The sequence below is a fragment of the Pseudoxanthomonas mexicana genome (assembly GCF_001556105.1).
Taxonomy (GTDB): Bacteria; Pseudomonadota; Gammaproteobacteria; order Xanthomonadales; family Xanthomonadaceae; genus Pseudoxanthomonas_A; species Pseudoxanthomonas_A mexicana_A.
The window spans coordinates 1-20,515 of record NZ_LSIF01000052.1; the positions used below are offsets into that span (position 1 = coordinate 1).

At 67.4% G+C, this 20,515-nt stretch carries 21 protein-coding genes; 10 read left to right on the plus strand and 11 right to left on the minus strand.

Annotation, left to right across the window (positions count from 1 at the left end; translation table 11 throughout):
• Nucleotides 1-413 precede the first annotated feature (413 nt).
• From AX730_RS08340 to AX730_RS08360, 5 genes are all read left to right on the plus strand, one after another.
• Entirely contained in the window at nucleotides 414-1,451 is a 1,038-nt protein-coding gene (locus AX730_RS08340) for an AraC family transcriptional regulator (RefSeq protein ID WP_157074164.1), read from the plus strand.
• Nucleotides 1,452-1,522: 71 nt separating this feature from the next.
• A complete protein-coding gene (locus AX730_RS08345; RefSeq protein WP_062354717.1) occupies nucleotides 1,523-2,353 on the plus strand; it encodes a type 1 glutamine amidotransferase domain-containing protein in 831 nt (276 codons plus the stop codon).
• A 71-nt stretch (nucleotides 2,354-2,424) separates the two neighbouring features.
• The gene (locus AX730_RS08350; protein ID WP_062354719.1) at nucleotides 2,425-2,874 is read left to right on the plus strand and encodes a nuclear transport factor 2 family protein; all 450 of its coding nucleotides are present in this window, start codon (nucleotides 2,425-2,427) and stop codon (nucleotides 2,872-2,874) included.
• A gap of 152 nt (nucleotides 2,875-3,026) precedes the next feature.
• Nucleotides 3,027-3,413: a nuclear transport factor 2 family protein gene (locus AX730_RS08355; protein WP_062354722.1), complete on the plus strand. Its 387-nt coding sequence runs from the start codon at nucleotides 3,027-3,029 to the stop codon at nucleotides 3,411-3,413.
• A gap of 143 nt (nucleotides 3,414-3,556) precedes the next feature.
• On the plus strand, nucleotides 3,557-4,621 hold the full coding sequence (locus tag AX730_RS08360) for a serine hydrolase domain-containing protein (RefSeq protein WP_062354723.1): 1,065 nt from the start codon (nucleotides 3,557-3,559) through the stop codon (nucleotides 4,619-4,621).
• Nucleotides 4,622-4,961: 340 nt separating this feature from the next.
• Here the strand turns inward: AX730_RS08360 and AX730_RS08365 are convergent, their stop codons facing one another.
• The 5 genes from AX730_RS08365 to AX730_RS08385 form a co-directional block, all read right to left on the minus strand.
• Entirely contained in the window at nucleotides 4,962-5,603 is a 642-nt protein-coding gene (locus tag AX730_RS08365; protein ID WP_062354724.1) for a DUF4386 domain-containing protein, read from the minus strand.
• Nucleotides 5,604-6,058: 455 nt separating this feature from the next.
• Nucleotides 6,059-6,658, minus strand: coding sequence for a hypothetical protein (locus tag AX730_RS08370; protein WP_062354725.1), 600 nt, complete (start codon nucleotides 6,656-6,658; stop codon nucleotides 6,059-6,061).
• Between the two features lie 49 nt (nucleotides 6,659-6,707).
• Entirely contained in the window at nucleotides 6,708-8,375 is a 1,668-nt protein-coding gene (gene hutU / locus AX730_RS08375; protein ID WP_062354839.1) for a urocanate hydratase, read from the minus strand.
• Nucleotides 8,376-8,732: 357 nt separating this feature from the next.
• A complete protein-coding gene (locus AX730_RS08380) occupies nucleotides 8,733-9,068 on the minus strand; it encodes a hypothetical protein (protein WP_157074165.1) in 336 nt (111 codons plus the stop codon).
• An 88-nt stretch (nucleotides 9,069-9,156) separates the two neighbouring features.
• On the minus strand, nucleotides 9,157-9,678 hold the full coding sequence (locus AX730_RS08385) for a YybH family protein (RefSeq protein WP_083537811.1): 522 nt from the start codon (nucleotides 9,676-9,678) through the stop codon (nucleotides 9,157-9,159).
• 57 nt (nucleotides 9,679-9,735) lie between these two features.
• On the opposite strand from AX730_RS08385, the gene AX730_RS08390 reads away from it, so the two are divergent.
• The 3 genes from AX730_RS08390 (at nucleotide 9,736) to AX730_RS08400 (ending at nucleotide 13,133) form a co-directional block, all read left to right on the plus strand.
• The gene (locus AX730_RS08390; RefSeq protein WP_062354727.1) at nucleotides 9,736-10,992 is read left to right on the plus strand and encodes an alkaline phosphatase family protein; all 1,257 of its coding nucleotides are present in this window, start codon (nucleotides 9,736-9,738) and stop codon (nucleotides 10,990-10,992) included.
• A 49-nt stretch (nucleotides 10,993-11,041) separates the two neighbouring features.
• The gene (locus AX730_RS08395; RefSeq protein WP_062354729.1) at nucleotides 11,042-12,538 is read left to right on the plus strand and encodes a DNA-3-methyladenine glycosylase 2; all 1,497 of its coding nucleotides are present in this window, start codon (nucleotides 11,042-11,044) and stop codon (nucleotides 12,536-12,538) included.
• A 97-nt stretch (nucleotides 12,539-12,635) separates the two neighbouring features.
• The gene (locus AX730_RS08400; protein WP_062354731.1) at nucleotides 12,636-13,133 is read left to right on the plus strand and encodes a methylated-DNA--[protein]-cysteine S-methyltransferase; all 498 of its coding nucleotides are present in this window, start codon (nucleotides 12,636-12,638) and stop codon (nucleotides 13,131-13,133) included.
• Between the two features lie 5 nt (nucleotides 13,134-13,138).
• Here the strand turns inward: AX730_RS08400 and AX730_RS08405 are convergent, their stop codons facing one another.
• From AX730_RS08405 to AX730_RS08420, 4 genes are all read right to left on the minus strand, one after another.
• Nucleotides 13,139-13,900, minus strand: a complete 762-nt coding sequence (locus tag AX730_RS08405) for a LytR/AlgR family response regulator transcription factor (RefSeq protein ID WP_062354733.1) — start codon at nucleotides 13,898-13,900, stop codon at nucleotides 13,139-13,141.
• The gene (locus AX730_RS08410; RefSeq protein ID WP_062354736.1) at nucleotides 13,897-15,120 is read right to left on the minus strand and encodes a sensor histidine kinase; all 1,224 of its coding nucleotides are present in this window, start codon (nucleotides 15,118-15,120) and stop codon (nucleotides 13,897-13,899) included. The genes AX730_RS08405 and AX730_RS08410 overlap by 4 nt, the downstream gene beginning before the upstream one ends.
• Nucleotides 15,121-15,122: 2 nt before the next feature.
• The gene (locus tag AX730_RS08415) at nucleotides 15,123-16,754 is read right to left on the minus strand and encodes a serine hydrolase (protein ID WP_062354739.1); all 1,632 of its coding nucleotides are present in this window, start codon (nucleotides 16,752-16,754) and stop codon (nucleotides 15,123-15,125) included.
• Between the two features lie 144 nt (nucleotides 16,755-16,898).
• Nucleotides 16,899-18,155: a formimidoylglutamate deiminase gene (locus tag AX730_RS08420; RefSeq protein WP_062354742.1), complete on the minus strand. Its 1,257-nt coding sequence runs from the start codon at nucleotides 18,153-18,155 to the stop codon at nucleotides 16,899-16,901.
• A 66-nt stretch (nucleotides 18,156-18,221) separates the two neighbouring features.
• Between AX730_RS08420 and AX730_RS08425 the strand changes: the two genes are divergently transcribed.
• Nucleotides 18,222-18,443, plus strand: coding sequence for a hypothetical protein (locus AX730_RS08425; RefSeq protein WP_062354745.1), 222 nt, complete (start codon nucleotides 18,222-18,224; stop codon nucleotides 18,441-18,443).
• 4 nt (nucleotides 18,444-18,447) lie between these two features.
• Nucleotides 18,448-19,674, plus strand: a complete 1,227-nt coding sequence (gene hutI, locus AX730_RS08430) for an imidazolonepropionase (protein WP_062354747.1) — start codon at nucleotides 18,448-18,450, stop codon at nucleotides 19,672-19,674.
• Nucleotides 19,675-19,740: 66 nt separating this feature from the next.
• Here hutI and AX730_RS08435 read toward each other — a convergent pair whose 3' ends face one another.
• Both AX730_RS08435 and AX730_RS08440 read right to left on the minus strand, forming a co-directional pair.
• The gene (locus AX730_RS08435) at nucleotides 19,741-19,917 is read right to left on the minus strand and encodes a 30S ribosomal protein THX (RefSeq protein WP_055941418.1); all 177 of its coding nucleotides are present in this window, start codon (nucleotides 19,915-19,917) and stop codon (nucleotides 19,741-19,743) included.
• 139 nt (nucleotides 19,918-20,056) lie between these two features.
• A complete protein-coding gene (locus AX730_RS08440) occupies nucleotides 20,057-20,467 on the minus strand; it encodes a MerC domain-containing protein (protein WP_062354750.1) in 411 nt (136 codons plus the stop codon).
• Between the last annotated feature and the right edge of the window lie 48 nt (nucleotides 20,468-20,515).

Here is a 20,515-nt window from a genome sequence, read left to right on the forward strand (position 1 = left end):
GATGCCACCCGCCAGAAGAACGATCAGCCCGGCGAGAAGCCGCGCGTGGCCTTCTTCTCGTTCTTGTCCGAGCGCTTTTCCTTCAGCGTCTTCGCCGGCTTCTTCTTCGTTTCTTTCTTCTTGTCCAGACCCTTCGCCATCACCTGTACTCCCATGCTCGTTGCGACCGGCGCGAGCATGCCATATCGGCGCAGGCGGCGGGCATGGGGCGGCGGCCCGTGCGTCTGGCGGGAACGCCCGCGGGAGGACGAAACCCGATCGGGTAGCATGGCGCGTCCTCGGCGGGGTGCAGGGCCACGTGTGGTTCCAGGTGATGCGGGAAGGTCGTCGTGGTTCTCGACCGCACCTGCATGCGGCCATCCCGCCGGGCAGTCGCCCTTTGACCGAACGCCGATATCTCCGATGCCTTGATCATGCTGAGCCAGCACTTCCTGTTCTTCTTCGCCATGCTCGGCGCCTTCAACGGCATCGGCGCGGCCACGTTCCTGTGGTGGCGGGCCGAGGGCAAGCCGACGCTGCGCTGGCTGTCGCTGCTGATCCTGATGGTGGGCGTGCGCACGGGGAAATCCGTGGCCTTCTATTTCTGGCCGGACATTCCGCTGATCGTCCTGCAGCTGGGCCTGACCGCGTGCTTCATGATCGGGCCGTGCCTGTTCTTCCTGGTGCGCTCCAGCCAGGGCGACGCGTCCGGCCCCGGCAGGATCGACCGGTGGCATATCGCGGCGCTGCTGGCGGTCGCCACCGCGGTGAACGTGCTGCTGCCTTACGACCACAACGTCGACCTGTGGCGGAACGTCATCACCCCGGGCATCAACTACGCCTGGCTGGTGTACCTGCTGCTGGCCACCGCGCAGATGGTGCTGTACCGCGAGCGGTTGCGGGGCACGCCGTCCGGCACGCTGCTGCTGGGGGCGCTGGCCGGCGTCTGGATCATCTGGACCGCGTACTACACCGCGGGCTACACCTCCTACATCGTCGGCGCGCTGTCCTTCACCTTCGTGCTGGCGCTGAGCGTGCTCGCCTACCTGCGTCTGCGCGCGGGCCAGGCACCGATCGAGCCCTACCAGGATCGCCGCATCCCGGCGCCGGAGGCCGCCACGCAGTTGCAGGCGCTGGCGGAGCTGATGGCGCGCGAGCGCCTGCACCTGGACCCGGCCCTGACCCTGCCCCGCGTCGCCCGCCGGCTGGGGATCCCGCAGACCCGGTTGTCGCAGCTGTTGAACGACAACAACCAGACCTCGTTCAAGCAGTACCTGGCACAGCTGCGCGTGATCGAAGCCAGGGCGCTGTTGCAACAGACCCCGCCGAAGCCGCTGGAAGTGGTGGCCGAGGAAGCCGGCTTCCAGTCGATGTCGACCTTCCACAGCGCGTTCAAGAAGCACGAAGGGATCACGCCTGCGGCGTTCCGCACGGCCAGTGCCGACTCCCAGAATCGATTCCAGCAGTCCTGAAAAAGATTGCAATGCATTGATTCCGAAGGGGATCGGCTAGGTTGCTGGCTCCTTCCTGCGAGCCCGACTTCATGCGCCTCTCCCGCGTCATTCCGTCCCTGCTGATCCTGCTGCTGGTCTGGCTGGTCAGCACCCCCGCGGCCCAGGCCGGCGGACGCCCCACCGCCGAGACCCCAGCCCGCGAAGGCCAGCAGCGCATCCTGTTCATCCTGGCCAGCAGCAAGGTCCATGGGACTTCGACGATCCCGGCCAGCATCAGCTTCGGCGAGGTCGTGCATGCCTGGGACATCTTCCAGGCCGCAGGCTACGGGGTGGACTTCGTTTCGCCCGACGGCGGCGACCTGCCCATCCTCGATGCGTACGTCGGTGACGAGGTGGAGGCGCGGCTCAAGGACGACCGCATCATGGGCGGCCTGCGCAACTCCCTCACGCCCGCGCAGATCGACCCCAGCCAATACCGTGCCGTGTACTACGTGGGCGGCAGCAACGCGATGTATGGCGTGGCCGAGAACCCGACCCTGCAGCGCATCGCCATGCATGTCTACGAGCGCAATGGCGGTGTGGTCTCCGCCGTCTGCCACGGCACCGCCGGCATGGTGAACCTGAAGCTCGCCAACGGCCAGCACCTCATCTCGGGCAAGCGCATCAGCGGCTATCCCGAAGAGCACGAAGACCAGGACGCGCCCTACCTGAAGGAATTTCCCTTCCTGATCCGCAAGACGGTCGAAGCCCGCGGCGGGTTGTTCCACGCCATCAAGAGCTATGACCCGTACATCGAAGTCGATGGCCGCGTGGTGACCGGACAGAACTACGCCTCGGCGACCCCGGTGGCGGAAGCCGTGGTCGAGGTGCTGCGCACGCTGGCCGATCCACCGGCCACCCGCGGCGCCACGACGCGCTGAACCCGCTCGCCATCGCCTTCGCTGCGGTCACTGCCGCCGCGCTCATCACTCAACAGCCCAAAGGACACTCCATGAGAACCGCACTCCGCTCCCTGGCCTTCGCCGCCGCCCTGCTTGCCGTTCCCGCCGCCATGGCCCAGACCAGCGATCGCGATGCCGTGGATCGCATCATGCAGACCTTCCTCGCTGCCTATCCCACCGCCGACGGCGCGGCCGTGTCCCAGGTCTTCCACAAGGACGGCGTGATGATCGGTTACTCGCCCGCCAGGGGCAGCGCGCTGCTGCAGCGCACCGGCCAGGAACTGGCCGAAGGCTTCAACGGCACGCCGGCCGCCAACGAAGACAAACGCAAGCGCACCTACGAGATCGTCGACATCGCGGAAAACCTCGCGGCCGTCAGGGTCAACCTGGACTACCCGGGCTGGCGTGGCGTGGACTACATCGTGCTGCTGAAGACCGACGGGCAGTGGCAGATGATCAGCAAGACATGGACCGGCGTGCTGACATCGAATACGCCGTGACGCGTAGCGAAATTCGAATCAAACCCTGCGCACCGGACTCAAGGCGAGATCGGTCCACCCCCACTTTTTCAAAACCACTAGAGACACCCATGAGAATTTCGATTCGTTCGATTGCTCTCGCAGGAGCCCTCCTGTTTCTCCCACTGTCTGCCATGGCGCAAAGCAACGAGCATGCGGCGGTGGATCGTGCCATGCAGAAGATGATGCGAGCCTTCGAAACCGAGGACCGCGATCTGATGTTTGAAGTGCTCCGAAAAGACGGCACGGTGCTGGGCTATTCCCCTGGCAGGGGCAGCGTGGTCACCGAGACCACGGAAGCATGGGCGCAGGGTTTCACCGGCAAGCCCGCCGACGACGAAGACCAACGCCACCGCCGCTACGAGATCCTCGATGTGACGGGCGACGCGGCCGCCGTGAAAGTGATGCTGGATTATCCCGGCTGGATCGGCGTCGATTATCTGGCGCTGTCGAAGATCGACGGGCAGTGGATGATCGTCAGCAAGTCGTGGAGCGGCCGGGCCAAGCCCAAGGCGCGGTAACCCACGCCAACGCCTGCCGCTGCACACGCGTGGCGGCGAGCCATGTGGCCCGTCTTCGGGTATCCCCACCCCGTCAAGGGCGCTCCGCCCGAGGAAGCTTCATGCCAGCGCGAACAGGCCGGGCCATCGCAATCATCGTCTTCATGCTGCTGTTGCATGCCGCTGCGCCGGCGAGGGCTGCCACGCTGGGCGAGGCCAATCGGCAGGCGAGCGCGTTCGTCCAGGCCACGATGCGAGCGCAGCGCATCCCCGGCCTGCAGATCGCCGTCATCCAGGATGGCCAGGTGGTGCTGTCCGAAAGCCATGGGTTCGCCAACGTCGAAAACCACGTGCCGGTCACGCGCGACACCCGGTTCCCCATCAACTCGGCCACCAAGGCGTTCACCGGCGTCGCCATCATGCAACTGGTCGAGGCCGGGCGTGTCGACCTGGCGGCGCCACTCTCGCGCTACGTGGCGGGAGTGCCGCAGGACTGGCAGGACATCCGCGTGCGCCAGTTGCTCGCACACACCTCGGGCTTGCCGGACCTCGTGGACGAACACGGTCTGGTGGGCGGCGGCTCGGAACACGACGCGTGGCAGGCCATCAGGCAGCGGCCCGTGGATGCGCCGGCGGGCGAACGGTTCGTCTACAACCAGACCAACTATGCGCTGCTGGCGCAGATCATCGCCGGGCAGTCCGGGCTGCCGTACGAAGCCCATGTTGCCCGCCACCAGTTTTCAGTGGCGGGCATGCCGTCCTCGACCTTCGGCGACAGTTACGACCTGATACCGGGTGCGGCCACGCTGTACAGCTACTTCCCCCGGAAGACCGATGCGCAAGACACTCCCGAACGGCTGTCGCACTGGTTCCACGACATGCCCTACGGATTGTGGGCGGGCGGCGGCATCCAGACCACGGCCGATGACGTCGCACACTGGCTGATCGCGTTGTCCGCGGGCCGGCTGATCAGCAAGGCCAATGTCCGGGAGATGTGGACGCCGGAACGATTGAACCGTGGTACCGACGGCCGCTGGGGCGCGGGCTGGCCGGTGCTGGCAACCACTCCCCACCGGCAGATCGCCGGCATGGGGGGCGCCCGCGCCGCCTTCATCGTCTACCCGGATGAGGGCCTGGCCATCGTCGTGCTGACCAACCTGGTGGGCGCGAACCCGCAGGATTTCATTCCCGCCATTGCGGCGTACTACCTGCCCTCGCGGACGCCCTGAGGCTGGAGCCAGAAGACCCGACGTTGGACGCTGGTGTGAGAAAAGGCACCGAAAACATCCAGCGTTGGAGGTAAAACCGTCAACGTTCGGTCTTGGTGTGAGAAGAACGGAGGTAAAACATCCAACGCTGCGTGTTGGTGTGAGTAGCGCGTTGCTCCATGACGCATCACCTGCCCCGCGTGCCGGGATTCGCCAGGCGCATCCCTGTCTGTGCCACGGCGGCATTGCGCCAACATCAGATCCCGTAGTCCGACAGCACCATCTCGTCGTGGAAGTAGCGGCCCATCGGCAGACCGGCAACACGATCACCAGCCCTCGGCAGCAAGGGGGGAGTGCGGACTCACCCCGTGGTGCGCACGTCAACCCGCTCCGTCTCCGCCGCTTCCAGTCGCTCCACCCTGATCCCTTTGACCAGCAACCACAGCGACAGCGACAGTTCCGCCAGCAGACACGGCATGAGGATGTAAGGGAACAGCCGCGACGCCAGTGAGGGCGCCAGGAACAGGGTGAAGCTGTTGGTCAGGTAGCACAGGCCCGCGATCACCATCATCACGCCCAGCGTGCGCGGCAGGAAATGTGACCGGAAGATCAGCACGCCAGCCACGACGCAGAACGCGCCAAAGAACACCAGGCTGATCCCGAAACCGTGACCGAACAGGCGTACCTGCGCGTAGGCCACGGCATGCAGCTGATCCGGCTCCATGGCGGCCAGCCCGCTGTCGCTCAGCAACAGCAGCGGTGCGAGATGGTGCAGCAGGTGGACGCCCTCCACGGCCACCGCCACCAGGTCGAGCGCCAGCGCCAGCAGGGCGAGGCTGGCCGATATCCGCCGCAGCAGGTCGTACAGGATGATCGCCAGCACGATGGCGCACAGCAGGTAGGCCAGGTGCACCCCGAAGCCTGCTCGGTAAAGGTCCGCATGCCGAAGCAGGTTGTCGGCGGTGGCTGCGGCGTCACCGGCCACGATCAGTCGATCACGCACAAACACCTATGCGAACAGCCCTCCCGCGATGACCAGCAAATACAGAAATCCGGCGAGCCGGGCCGCGCTCTGCGGTGGCATGTCGAGCAGGCGTACACGCGTCATCCGGTCAGTTCCCTCGGGCGGAGGCCCTGCCGTGCAGCCTACCGACGCGGCGGTCCCATCGAGCCTGCCACAAGTCACTTGCTCGTCCGGACACCGCAGGGCGGCGCTTGGCCTGGCATGACCGTGGCGGGGAACGCGGTTGCGATGGAATTGCCAGGCGTGGTGATCCGGATTGTGGACGGTCAGTGCAGGGTGGTTTGATCCGCCTTGCGCGTTGTGGCCGACGTGGACACCAGGCAACGCGCTCTTCCTCCATGCCGGTCCCGGTCCCGCTTCCGCCTCACCATACCTTTGTAGGATGGGTGGGGCAGTTCGATGGCGCCACTGCAGCCAGAGGCGCCGACCTCCGCTCAATGCTGGATTTTCTTTGATACTTCGTCGGCGCAGAACTCTGCTGCCGAACGAATGACCTTCCCGATCGCAACCCCATCACCGTCAAACTGATCCTTGGTCAGTTGAAAACGGAGATCTTCATTGAATGGCTTGATGTAGCACTTTTGCTCCCAGGAAACACGCCCATCAGCCCCTATCATGCGCGCCCTTACTTTCAGGCCGTACTGGTAAGTACTCCATTTGAGAGGAAGGTACTGAATGGATTGGTAGTCCGCAAAAATCTCAAGCGTGTTCGGTTCACTTGGTGACAGGGGACGTTTTCGCTTCTGCTCTTCCACGTCTTCTGGAATGTCCGAAACTTCCATTTTTTTCGCTACCGCCGATTTCAGCGCATCGGCGAACAGCAGTGACACGACCGTTTCTCTTGGCACTGGACCTTGCGGCCTGTTAATACCATCTATGACATTACTCATGATCACGCCAGGGGTAAGCAGCTCAAGTTTTTCAGGCCGAAAAACCCTCACTTTCACCACGGACGACTGCGTGATCTCCTCCGCGCTAGCGACAAGAGGCGCAATCAGAAGAAATAGAAGAATCAGCTTCTCGACACACCGCATAGCATCTCCTTACGCCATCAGCCAAAAGATGGATATCGCTGCCCAGCACTCACACCATCGGCAGCTTCAACCCCTGTTCCTTCGCGCACTGCACGGCGATGTCGTAGCCGGCATCGGCGTGGCGCATGACGCCGGTGCCGGGGTCGTTCCACAGCACGCGCGCGATGCGCCTGTCGGCTTCCTCGCTGCCGTCGCAGACGATGACCACGCCAGAGTGCTGCGAGTAGCCCATGCCGACACCGCCGCCGTGGTGCAACGACACCCAGGTGGCGCCACCGGCGACGTTCAACATCGCATTCAACAGCGGCCAGTCGGACACGGCATCACTGCCGTCCTTCATCGCTTCGGTCTCGCGGTTGGGCGAGGCGACGCTGCCGCTGTCCAGATGATCGCGGCCGATCACCACCGGCGCCTTCAGCTCACCATTGCGCACCATCTCGTTGAACGCCAGGCCGAGCTTGTGGCGCAGGCCCAGGCCGACCCAGCAGATGCGCGCCGGCAGGCCCTGGAAGCTGATGCGCTCGCGCGCCATGTCCAGCCAGCGGTGCAGGTGCGCATCGTCGGGGATCAGCTCTTTCACTTTCGCATCGGTCTTGTAGATGTCCTCCGGATCGCCGCTCAACGCGACCCAGCGGAACGGCCCGACGCCGCGGCAGAACAGCGGCCGCACGTAAGCCGGCACGAAACCGGGGAAATCGAACGCGTTCTCCAGCCCTTCGTCGAACGCCATCTGGCGGATGTTGTTGCCGTAGTCGAACGTCGGCACACCCATCTTCTGGAAGGCGAGCATCGCCTCTACGTGCACGCGCATCGCCTGCTTGGCGGCGTCACGCACGCGTTCCGGTTCGGACTTCTGCGCCGCCAGCCATTGCTCGACTGTCCAGCCGATCGGCAGGTAGCCGTGCACCGGATCGTGCGCGCTGGTCTGGTCGGTGACGGCATCCGGGCGCACGCCGCGCTTCACCAGTTCCGGCAGGATCTCGGCCGCATTGCCGAGCAGCGCGATGGATTTGGCTTCGCCGGCCGCGGTGTACTTGGCGATGCGGGCGAGGGCGTCGTCAAGGTCGGTGGCCTGCTCGTCCACGTAACGCGTGCGCAGGCGCATGTCGATGCTGGACTGGCGGCATTCGATGTTGAGCGAGCTGGCGCCAGCCAGCGCCGCCGCCAGCGGCTGCGCGCCGCCCATGCCGCCGAGGCCGGCGGTAAGGATCCACTTGCCGGTGAGGTTGCCGCCGTAATGCTGGCGCCCCATCTCGACGAAGGTTTCGTAGGTGCCCTGCACGATGCCCTGGCTGCCGATGTAGATCCACGAACCGGCCGTCATCTGGCCGTACATCGCCAGGCCCTTCTTGTCGAGTTCGTTGAAGTGTTCCCACGTGGCCCAGTGCGGCACCAGGTTGGAGTTGGCGATCAGTACGCGCGGCGCATCGGCATGCGTGGGAAACACGCCGACCGGCTTGCCGGACTGCACCAGCAGCGTCTCGTTGTCGTCCAGGTCGCGCAGCGATTCCAGGATGGCGTCGTAGCAGGCCCAGTCGCGCGCGGCACGGCCGATGCCGCCGTAGACGACCAGCGACGTGGGATCTTCCGCCACTTCCGCGTCGAGATTGTTCTGCAGCATCCGGTACGGCGCCTCGCTGAGCCAGGACTTGCAGGCGAGCGTGGCGCCGCGCGGAGCGCGGATGACACGGGACGGGTCGTGGCGGGGATCGGACATGGCGGGTTCCAGATGCAGATTGGCCGTCATTATCGCGGTGGGCGGCGGCCGGGCGCGAGCCATGGCGATGCTGCAGTGCGCGACGGCGGCAGCTTCAGTGGCGTGCACGCTGCGGCCGATACCGAAGCGGCTGGCCGCGATAAGGGCGCCTGGCCGGTGCGCACGTCAACGGCCACCCGACTGCGTGGCGCGATGCGTTCGACGGCCGCCGCTGCTGGCGCATCGGCCTGGATCACGAGGCGAAGCGCTACCAAGACCCGAAGATCATCGCACTACGCGGCGGGGCGAAACGGGGACCACTGACGTTCCACGGCTCCCCGCCTGCGATGCAGGGAGCCGTGTTCCGCCGTCGCGCCGTCAGCGGACCGCCGGGTCCAGGGCGCGCAGCGCCTCGCCCAGATTGGTGTAGCCGGTACGATCGATTTCGTCCTTCGTGTACGCGCGGCCCGGCTGACCGGTGCAGCGCGGTTTGCCATTGCGCTGGGTGATGCGGCTGCCGGTCTGGCGCAGGCAGGTGCTGTCGGAGAGCCGCTTTGTGTCGCTGTCGGCCGCGGGCACCTCGGGCGCGGCCTTCGCGGCGCGCTCGGCGGTCGACGGCGGGGTGGCGGGTGCGGGATCGGCCGTGGTCTGTGCCTGCGCCGTTACCGAGGCCAGACCGGTGGCGAGCAGCAACATCAAGGGAAGGTGTTTCATGAGCGGCTCCCGGGCATGAGTGTGATCTGACGATACGCCCCCTGACCCGCTCCCGGAATGCCCAGCCCGCCCCGCGTTTACGGCGAACTCAGTCTGTCGGACACGCGGCGCCCTCGCCGTCGCGGAAGCGCTGCACGGCCGCGGCATCAGCGGGTTGCGGCGGGATGCCGTCATCGAACAGCACACGCCAGACGCCGTCATCCCCACGCTGCCAGACCGAGCCGAACCGGCCCAGCCGCGTGGCACCAGTCTTGGGATCCTCATAAAGCGCCGGACCGCTGGAATACGCGGTACGGCCATCGCCACCGAGGGTCACCACGGCCGGATACCAGCGCAGGAGCAGCGCGGTGCCCTCGATCAGGCCGGCCCATTCGCGGGTGATCGCCTCGCGACCGCGCGTGGGCGTGCCGCTGACGCCGAAGGCGGCGTCCGGGTGCAGGTGCTCGGCGAAGGCGGCCGCGTCGTGGTCGGCGACCGAGCGGGCGAAGCTCGTTTCCCGTTGCCAGACCGCGCATTCGGCCTGCCGCATGGTCCCGGGAGCGGCTGCATGGGCGGGCGCGACGGCCCACGCCAGCAACAGCACGAACGAACGTCGCGGGGCCTGTGTCATGCGGAGGCTTCCCGAGTCTGCCAAGCTGTACGCGATTTCAGCTTCAGTCCGTACCGCATGCGCCTGCCATTGGTCAGGGTGACGGTGCTGGCGGCCCTGTTCTGGGTCGCCGGCTGCGCCACCTCCCCCGCCCCGACATCCCCCGAACCGCACAGTGTCCTGCTGGTCTCCATCGACGGCCTGCCCGCCAGCGCGCTGGCGCGCGGCAACACGCCGAACCTCGACCGGCTGGCCACCGAGGGCGTGCGCGCCGAGTGGATGAATCCGTCCTACCCGGTGCTGACGTTCCCCAACCATTTCACCCTGGTGACCGGGCTGCGGCCGGACCGCCACGGCATCATCCACAACAGCATGCGCGACGACGCCGTCGGCGGCTTCCGGGTGGCCGACAAGGCCGCCGGTGCCGATGCGCGCTGGTGGCAGGGCGAACCGATCTGGAACACCGCCGAGAAGGCGGGTCTGCGCACCGCGATCTGGGCGTGGCCGGGCAATGCCGCACCGATCAATGGCCTGCGCCCCACCCGCTCCGTGCCCTACTCCCCGGAGATCAGCAGTGCCGACCGCGCGGACCAGGTCGCCGGCTGGCTGACCGAACCGGTGTCGACGCGGCCGCGCTTCGCCGCGCTGTACATCGAGCGGGTCGACAACGTCGGCCACGACAAAGGACCCGAGGCACCGGAAACGCTGGCCGCGATCCGCGAAGTGGACGCCGCCATCGGCCGCATCGTGCGCACGCTGGACGCGCAGAACCTGCGTGCATCGACCGACATCGTGGTGGTCTCGGACCACGGCATGGCACCGGTGACGCCGGACCGTTACATCGCGATCGAAGACATGGCGACGATCGAACAGGCCGAAGCCGTGAGCACCGGCCAGGTGATCGGTTTCAATCCGCGTGCGGGTCATGAGGCGTCCACGGCGAAGCGCCTGCTCGGCCGCCACGACCATTACGAATGCTGGCGCAAGCAGGACCTGCCGGCGCGCTGGCATTACGGCAAGCATCCGCGCGTGCCCGCGATCGTCTGCCAGTTCGACGAAGGCTGGAATGCGTTGCCCGCCGAGCAACTGGCGCGGGTGCCGACCGACCGGCTGAACCGCGGTTCGCATGGCTACGACAACGCGCTGCCCTCCATGCGTGCGGTGTTCGTCGCCGCCGGCCCGAGCTTCCGCCACGGCGCTACGCTCCCAGCCTTCGACAACGTCGATGTCTATCCGCTGCTGGCCGAACTCCTGGGCATCACGCCGGCACACAACGACGGTTCGACGGACGTGTTCGCGCCCGCGCTGACGCCGCGGACAGACGCCGCCCATTGATGTCCGGAACCGGTGAGTCCGTGCGCGGGGCCGGTGCTAGCCTGCGCGCATGGTCACCGATGCCAACGCCCTGCCCGACCCGCGCGTCTGCGAGCAGGCGCGCCTGAGCCGCGACGCGCGCTTCGACGGCCTGTTCTTCACCGCCGTCACCAGCACGCGGATCTACTGCCGGCCGGTCTGCCCGGCACCGGCGCCGAAGCCGTCCAACATCGTCTACTACCGCCATGCAGCCGCCGCCGAAGCGGCGGGTTTCCGTCCCTGCCTGCGCTGCCGGCCGGAACTCGCGCCCGGTGACGGCGCCTGGCGGCGTGGCGACGATGTCGTCGCGCGTGCGTTGAAGATGATCGACCAGGGCGCGCTGGTCGATGCGCCGCTCGCGGACCTGGCGGACAAGGTCGGGCTGGGCGAACGGCAGTTGCGCCGTCTCTTCAGCGAGCGACTGGGCGCGACACCGAGCGAAGTGCACGGCACGCGCCGGCTGCTGTTCGCCAAGCAGTTGCTCACCGAGACCAGGTTGCCGATCACCCAGGTGGCGCTGGCCGCCGGCTTCGGCAGCCTCACCCGCTTCAACACCACGTTCCGCGAGGAATACCGCATGGCGCCGCGCGAATTGCGCAAGCGCGACGCACCGCCATCGCACGATGTGATGACGCTGCGGCTGGGCTATCGCCCGCCCTACGACCTGGCCGCGATGCTGGATTTCCTGCGCGGACGCGCGTTGCCCGGCGTGGAAGTGGTGGACGAACACCGCTACCTGCGCGTGATCGGCACGGCCGATGCGCCGGGATGGCTGCGCGTCAGCGCGTGGGGTGCGGATGCGCATGCGCTCAGGCTGGAACTGCATGGCGCCGCGCCGGCGCAGTTGCTGGGCATCGTGCAGCGGCTGCGCCGCATGTTCGACCTGGACGCCGATCCGCACGTCATCGCGCAGGCGCTCGGCGGCGATCCGCGCCTGCGTCCGCTGCTGGACGCGCGTCCCGGCCTTCGGCTGCCGAGCGGCTGGGACGGTTTCGAGATCGCGGTACGGGCGGTGATCGGCCAGCAGGTCAGCGTGGCGGCGGCGCGCACGCTGACCGCGCGTCTGGCGCACCGGCATGGCACGCCGCTGGACATGGGAACGGAGGGACTGACCCACCTGTTCCCGACGCCGGACCGGCTGGTCGATGTCGACCTGACCGAGATCGGCCTGACCCGCGCGCGTGCCGACACGATCCGCGGGCTGTCGCGCGCGCTGCTCGACGGCCGCGTCGATTTCCTTCCCGAACGGACGCTGGAGGATTTCACCTCGCGCTGGGTTGCGCTGCCCGGCATAGGCCCGTGGACCGCGCACTACATGGCGCTGCGCGCGCTCGGCCATCCGGATGCCTTTCCCGCCGATGACCTGGTGCTGCAGAAGGCCGTGCCCACCGATGGTGTACGCATGACCGCCAAGGCATTGACCGCGCGTGCGGACGCGTGGCGGCCGTGGCGTGCGTATGCGGTGATCCATGTGTGGAAGGGGAGCATGGCCGCAACGAAGGCCATCTCTTCTGTAGGAGCGACGTAAGTCGCGACCGGCATCCTTCAGACAGCAACAGCATTTCATTCTTGCGGTCGCGACTCACGTCGCTCCTACAATCGACTCTCTCTATCCTGCCTGCACCATGATCCTCTACCGCCACCTCGACAGCCCCGTCGGCACGCTCACCGTCGCCGCGACCGATGCCGGCCTGCATGCGATCGAATTCCCGCGCAATCGGCATCCTGCCGACCGGCACGGATGGACCGAAGGCGACCACGCGTCGATCGGCCTGGCGGCCCGGCAACTGGACGAGTACTTCGCGGCGAAACGCCATGTCTTCGACCTGCCGCTGGCGCCGCGCGGCACCGAGTTCCAGCGCACGGTATGGATGACGCTCGCCGGTATCGGCTATGGCGAGACGATCAGCTATGCACAACTCGCGCAACGGGTCGGCAAGCCCACCGCGATGCGCGCGGTCGGCGCGGCGAACGGACGCAATCCGCTGCCGATCGTGCTGCCGTGCCATCGCGTGCTCGGCGCGGACGGCTCGTTGACCGGTTTCGGCGGCGGCCTGCCGACCAAGCAGTTCCTGCTGGAACTCGAAGGCGCGTTGAAGAAGGCCGACGACCTGTTCGGCTGATGCACCTACATGCCGCGGAAGCGCTGCTGGAACGCCGCGCTGACCGGCAACACGTCGGTGCGCCCCTTGACGCTGAGGTGATGGCGGCCGAGTTCGTCCTTGCGCACGCGGTCGATCGCCTGCACGCGCACCAGCACGCCACGGTGCACCTGCCAGAACACGTCGGGATCGACCCCGCCGAGCAGTTCCTTCAGCGTCATCCGGATGATCGCCTCGTCGCTGGCGGTCACGACGCGCACGTACTTGTCCTGCGCCTGGAAGAACAGCACGTCGTCGATGGCGATCATGCGCACGCTGTCGCCGACGCTGGCGGTGATCCAGCGGATCAGCCGATCGCCCTGTGGACGCAGGCGCGCTTCCAGATCGTCGATCAACGTGCGCAGGTCCGGCGCACGCGTGTCGGCAAGGCGTTCCTGCACGCGCGCCACCGCCTGCTCGAGGCGCACGTCCTGCACCGGCTTGAGCAGGTAGTCGGCGGCACCGGCCTCGAACGCGCGGATCGCGTAATCCTCGTAGGCCGTGGTGAAGACGACCAGTCCGCCCTGCGCCACAACCTGGCGTGCGACATCCAGTCCACTGACACCGGGCATGCGGATGTCGAGGAAGGCGACCTGCGGCCGATGCTGCACGACCGCCTCCAGCGCGGACACGCCGTCCTCGCAGACCGCCACCACGTCCAGCTCCGGCCACGCCGCGCGCAGCTGCTGTTGCAGCGCACGTCGTTGCGGGGCTTCGTCTTCGGCGATGAGGGCAGTGACCGGGCTCATGCCGGCGACCCTATCGGCACCAGGATCTCGGCGCAAATTCCGCGTCCTTCCGTTCGCGCCGACAGCACGAACGACGCCTGGCCGCCATGGCGCGCCGCCAACTGTTCGCGCACGTTCGCCAGGCCCATGCCGGTGCTGAGCCCCGGCTGCAGTCCCGCACCGTCGTCGATCACGCGGACACGCAGGCGGTCGCCGTCCAGTTCGGCGATCACGTCGACGCGCCCGGCCCCCGGACGCGGTTCGATGCCGTGCTTGATGGCGTTCTCGACCAGCGTGATCAGCAGCGAGGGTGGAAACGGGAGCGGACGCAGTGCGTCATCGGCTGTCACGGCATACGCCAGCCGCCCCCCCATGCGCACCTGCATCAGCGCCAGGTAGCTCGCGCAGATATCCAACTGCTGCCCCAGCGTCGCGTGCAGGCCGCGGTCATCGCGCAGCTTGGGGATGGTGGCGCGCAGGAAATCGACCAGTGCATCCAGCGTGGCCTCGGCCTGCGGTGGATCCTGTCGCACCAGCGCGCGCACCGACGCCAGCGTGTTGAACAGGAAGTGCGGCTCCACCTGCGCCTGCAGCACGCCCAGGCGCAGATCGGCGTCATGCACGCGTCCTTCCAGCGCATGCAGTTCGCGCGCGTGATGGTGGTCGTCCCAGCGCCGGCGTTCGCTGAAGTACGCACGCAGCGCCAGCCCACCACCGAACAAGCCGTAGATGAGCACCAGCGCGGCGACATTGATCGCCACGCCGATCGCCTTCAGCAACGGCTGCGGCGGCACCACCTGCTCGGGCATCGGCAGGCCGGCGGCCAGCATGCCGGGACGGATCAGTTGTTCGATGTACGACGACGCCAGCCGGTCCACGAAAAAGCTGAGCACCATGCCGGCCAGCACCGCCACCACCACCGCCCTGCGCTCGCGCGATTCCGGCCAGCGAAGATGTCGCACGGCGGTGGCCAGCGCGGGCCCCAGGGTCGCCATCAGGCTGAAGGCGACGAACTCGATGACGACCACCTCCAGCGCGATCCCGAGGTCCCGCACCGCGACGCCGGTACCGAGGCCGATGAACACGACCACCACCGCGATCACGCTGCAGAACAGCAGGCTGCGGCCGGTCCACCAGCGCAGGCCGAATACCGGGTACTGGCGATAGCGGCTCCAGATCGCGTTGCCGCCGACCAGCACTTCGGCAGGCAGCTTCTGTTGCAGCGGATAGGTACTCATCATGCTCACTGCTTCTCGCCCCGCAATCGCTGCCCGGCTTGCTTCAGCGTCAAGGCGACGACGTTGCCGGCGGCATCGCGTTCGAAACGGATTTCCGCGCCCACCGCATCCATCACGAAGACATCGCGCTCCACCGCCTGCACCGGCAGTGCAGGCTGGCCGGTCCCCTGGATGGTCAGCGCATCACCCTGCGTTTTCACGCTCAAACCGAAACCCGGCACGAGCGGATATTCGCCTTCGTAGTCGCGCAGCGTGGCGGCGTCGACGGCGAACGCCGGCTTCGCGGCCGCCTTGTCGATGCGTACGGCCGGGATAGCGCCGCCCATCTGCAGCCACGTGAATGCCTGGCCGTTCGCACCGCGTTGCGGCCGCAGCACGGCATCGAAGTCGCGCGGATAGAAATCGCCGGCGCTGTCATGGCCCATCAGGTATGTGCCCTGCCCGGCCGGCTGGATTTCGAGCGCATCGCCCTTGCGGCGCAGGATCATCTTCATGCCGCTGGCGAGCTGGTACTCGCCGGCCAAGGTGTCGATCAACGCGGCATCCGCCGCGACCTCGCGACGCGGTTCGCCGAGCGGGAAACTGGCATCGACCAGGTGCAGGCCCAGCGAGCCGAGGCTGCCGATGGAGTTCCAGGTGGTGTCGGACAGGATCACCACGCCGCGCCGCTTCTCCCGATCGAACGACACGAACGAGGAGAAGCCGCCGGTGCCGCCTTCGTGCACGTGCACCGTGCGGCCGCCAACCGGCATCAGCATCCAGTTCATCGCCATCGGCGGTGCATCGGACACTTTCTGCTGCGACCGCTGCAAGGCAGGCGAGATCGAGGTCGTTTCCGTGCCGAGCTCGCCCTGCACGTAGCGCACCATGTCGTCCAGCGTGGCGCGCACGCCGCCGACGCCGGCGAGATTGGTCTGGAAACGCCAGGCCGGCGTCGACCGCGCGTTGGGCGTATGCCCCACGGCGGCCCGCACGCCCGCGGGTGCCGCGTTGATGTAGGCGTGCCGCATGCCGAGCGGCGCGAACAGGCGCTGCTTCATCAGCGTTTCAATGTCCGTGCCCGCCCGTCGTGCCACGGCATACGACAGCACCATCGAGGCGAAGTTGGAGTATTCGAACTTCGTGCCCGGCGCGGCGGCCAGGGTGACGTCGCCGAGCGAGGCGAGCAGCGCCGCTTCGTCCAGCTTCGCGTACGGGTCCGTCATGTCTGGTGCGCCCATGCGCGAGGGCAACGCGGGCAGGCCGGAGGTATGGGTGACGATGTGCCGCAACAGGATGGGCTTGCCCTGGTAGTCCGGCAGCGTCGTGCCCGGGGGTAGCCAGGCGGACAGCGGATCGTCCAGCGAGCCCTTGCCCTGCCCGATCAGGTCGGCCAGCAGCGCGGCGGTCATGGTCTTGCTGACCGAACCGATCTCGAACGCGGTATCGGGCCCGATGCGGGCGGCATCCTTCGGATCCGCGCACTGGAACGTGCGCGCCACGGATCCGTTCTCGACGACGGCCACCGCCATGCAGGCGCCGGTGCGGTCGCCCTGCAGGCGCCTGGCGACCGTGTCGGCCAGCGTGGCGTCGGTCATGGCATGGGCGGAACCACTGGCGACCGCCAGCGTCAGGACAAGGGTGTGCGCGTAGGGCATGGCGGAGCTCCTGTGTGGACGAACGCCATGCTGCCGCGCGCGCTCGACCGGCATGCGCGTATCGGATGGGACCTGGTCTGCCGGCGATGAAACCCCCGATCCGGCCGATGACCGATGGCGCAGGCGGGTCATCGCCGGCCGGCCTCAATCTCGCAGCAGTCGCCGGAGCGTTTCGCCGTAGCGGCGCGCGATGGCATCGCCGTCGACATGCCTTCCCCCGGAGACGACGGTGCGTCCCGCCACGCGGACCTGCTTCACCAGCGGCCGGTTGCCGGCGAACAGCCAGCGGTCGACCAGATCCTCCGAGGTGGCGCCGGCCAAGGCAGGTGCATCGGCATCGAGCAGGACGTCGTCCGCAGGATCGACAGCGCGCCCGGTGGCGTCCTGCGCACTGTCCAGCACGCACTGCAGCAGGGTTTCGCCCACGCTGGGAGACGACGCCGTCACCGCGATGTTGCGATGGCGGGTGACCAGGCGCTGGCCGTATTCCAGCCAGCGCAACTCCTCCACCGGCGACACCGACACGTGCGAATCCGAGCCGATACCCCAGCGGCCACCGGCCTGCAGGTAATCCCGCAGCGGAAACAGCCCATCGCCAAGATTGGCCTCCGTCGTCGGGCAGATCGCCACCGTCGCGCCGCTGGATGCGATGCCGCGCATCTCTTCCTGCGTCAGGTGGGTGGCGTGCACCAGCGTCCAGCGACGGTCGACGGGAAACTCCCGCAGCAGCCACTCGACCGGCCTTGCGTTGCGCACGGCCAGACTGTCCTGGACTTCGCCCACCTGCTCGGCGATGTGGAGGTGGATCGGCGCATCGGCCGGCAGCGCCGCGAGCACCTCGCGCATCGCGGTTTCCGCCACGGCGCGCAGGCTGTGGAAGGCGCAGCCGATGCGCAGCGCTCCGTCCTGCAGCGGATACAGGACATCAAGCAGGCGGAGGAAACCGTCGACGTCGTGGCCGAAACGCTGTTGGCGGACCGAAAGTTCGCGGCCGTCGAATCCGCCCCTCATGTACAGCACCGGCAGCAACGTCATGCGGATGCCGGTGTCGCGCGCGGCGGCGATCAAGGCCTTCGCCATGGCAGCACGGTCGTCGTATGGTCCGCCGTCCGGCTGGTGATGGACGTAGTGGAACTCGCAGACGGTGGTGTAACCGGCCTCCAGCATTTCGGCATAGAGCTGCGTGGCCACCGCATACGTGCTGTCCGGATCCATCCGCGCAGCGAAGCGGTACATGATCTCGCGCCACGTCCAGAAGCTGTCTTCGGGATGCGTCTGCCGCTCCGCCAGACCGGCCATGGCGCGCTGGAAGGCATGCGAATGCAGGTTGGCGATGCCCGGGACGCGCCAGCCGCCTTCGACAGCGGTAGCCAGGCCTGCGGTGGAATCGGGGGTGGACATGGCGGTGCTTACGGCCAGCGACAGGGGTGCGTTAGGCTACCGCGTCGCCACCGCCAAGGCACCTGCATGGATCCGTCGTCCACACCGTTCATCGCGATCGCCCTTGCGCTGTCCACTGTTGCGGTTTCGTTGATGGTGGTAGCCATCGCCGTGCGCGCGCAGAAGAAGAACGCGCGGGCGACAGACGGGGGCACCGGCGGTAGCGAAGGCAGTACGGGCCAGCACAACGACGCCGGCTGCGGTGCGGACAGCGGCGGTGGCTGCGATGGAGGCGGCGGTGGCGACTGAAATCATGGATGTACGTTGGGACGGCGTACTGGTGAACGCCCACCTCGTCACCCTCGCCGGTGATGAGGGGTATGGCGTGCTGGAGGATGGCGCCCTGGGCTGGCACGACGGCATGCTGGTCTTCGCCGGTCCGCGCGCTACCTTGCCGGCAGCACCCGCTGCACTGGCGGACGAGGTGATCGATGCGCAGGGCGACTGGGTAACGCCCGGCCTGGTCGACTGCCATACGCACGTCGTGTTCGGCGGCGACCGCGCGGGTGAGTTCGAGCAGCGCTTGCAAGGGGCGAGCTACGAGGAAATCGCGCGTGCCGGCGGCGGTATCGTGTCGACCGTGCGCGCCACCCGCACCGCCAGCGAGGGCGACCTGTTCGCGCAGTCGCTACCGCGCGCACGCGCGTTGCGCGACGACGGCGTGACCACGCTGGAAATAAAGTCCGGCTACGGGCTGGACCTGGAGAACGAGCGCAAGATGCTGCGCGTGGCGCGCAGGATTGGCGAGACGCTCGGCATCTCGGTGCGCACGACGTTCCTTGGCGCGCACGCGCTGCCACCGGAGTACGCGGGGCGTGCGGACGACTACATCACCGCGGTCTGCGCGTGGCTACCGATTTTGCATGCGGAAGGACTGGTGGATGCCGTGGATGCGTTCTGCGAGCGCATCGGCTTCACCGCGGCGCAGACGCGGCGCGTGTTCGAAGTGGCGCGCGCGCTCGCACTGCCGGTGAAGCTGCATGCGGACCAGCTCAGCGACGGCGGTGGCGCCGCGCTGGTGGCCGGCTTCGATGGCCTGTCCGCCGACCATGTCGAATACACCTCGGAGGCCGGCGTGGCCGCGATGAAGCAGGCCGGCAGCGTGGCGGTGCTGCTGCCCGGCGCGTTCCATGTACTGCGCGAAACGACGCTGCCACCGCTGGACGCCTTCCGCACGCACGGCGTGCCGATGGCGGTGGCCACCGACTGCAATCCCGGCACGTCGCCGCTGCAGTCGCTGCGGCTGGCGATGTCGCTGGCATGCACGCATTTCCGTCTGACGCCCGAGGAAGCGCTGCGCGGCGCGACCGTGCATGCGGCGCAGGCGTTGGGAATGCCGGACCGCGGACGCCTGGTCGCCGGACAGCGCGCGGACTTCGTGCGCTGGCGCATCGGCCAGCCTGCGCAACTGGCGTACTGGCTCGGCGGCGACCTGGTGTCGGCCGTCCATGTGGGCGGTAAAGCGGTAATGCCCGCCTAGAAAAACGAAAACCCCGGCCATGGCCGGGGTTTTCCGTTCGCTGCCGGTAGCACCGGCGCGGATGATTTACGCCTTGGCGACGGCCTTCTTGGCCACGGCCTTCTTGACCGGCGCCTTCACCACGGCTTTCTTGGCGGTGGCGGTAGCCGCCACAGCGGCCTTGGCGACGGTGCTCTTGCGCGCATTGCCATAGCTGGACGAATAGCGCTTGCCCTTGGCCGTCTTACGATCACCCTTGCCCATCGTTGTTCTCCTGATTCAATGAAAAGTCCACCCGGCTAGGGGCGGTTGCGCGGTGACCAACCGGACCGGAGGGCTGCTCGCGAGGCCGCAAAGCCTATCACAGCGGTGTCTTGCCGGCGCCTGTCGCCCCATCCGCGGGTCAGCAGTGCTCGCAGCTGGCGTCGTGGACGTGCCAGTGGTTCAGGCGCAGGTTCAGCAGATGGGCAAGGCCCACCAGCATGCCGCCGATCGTCATCACGATCGCGTGGGGCACGACCGACTCGTGCAGCGGCGCATACAGCACGCCGGCCCATAGTGCGGCCAAGCCGAGCAGCAACATGCCCAGGGCACGGAAGGCGCGATGGCGCCGATAGCCCCAGACCAGGCTGAAGAGGCCCAGCACGGTGACGAACACCACGAACGCACGCTCGAAACCGTCGCCCAGCCAGATCGAAAGGCCCAATGGCGGGATGACCGCCAGCAACAGCGGCGTGATGGCGCAGTGCAACGCGCAAACCAGCGAGCCGGCAGCGGCGAAACGGTCAACCAGGGAGCGGAAGGGGGACTTCATGGAGGGCAAGTATGACGTCTGGAAGGGTTATATTGTCACTATTGGTAT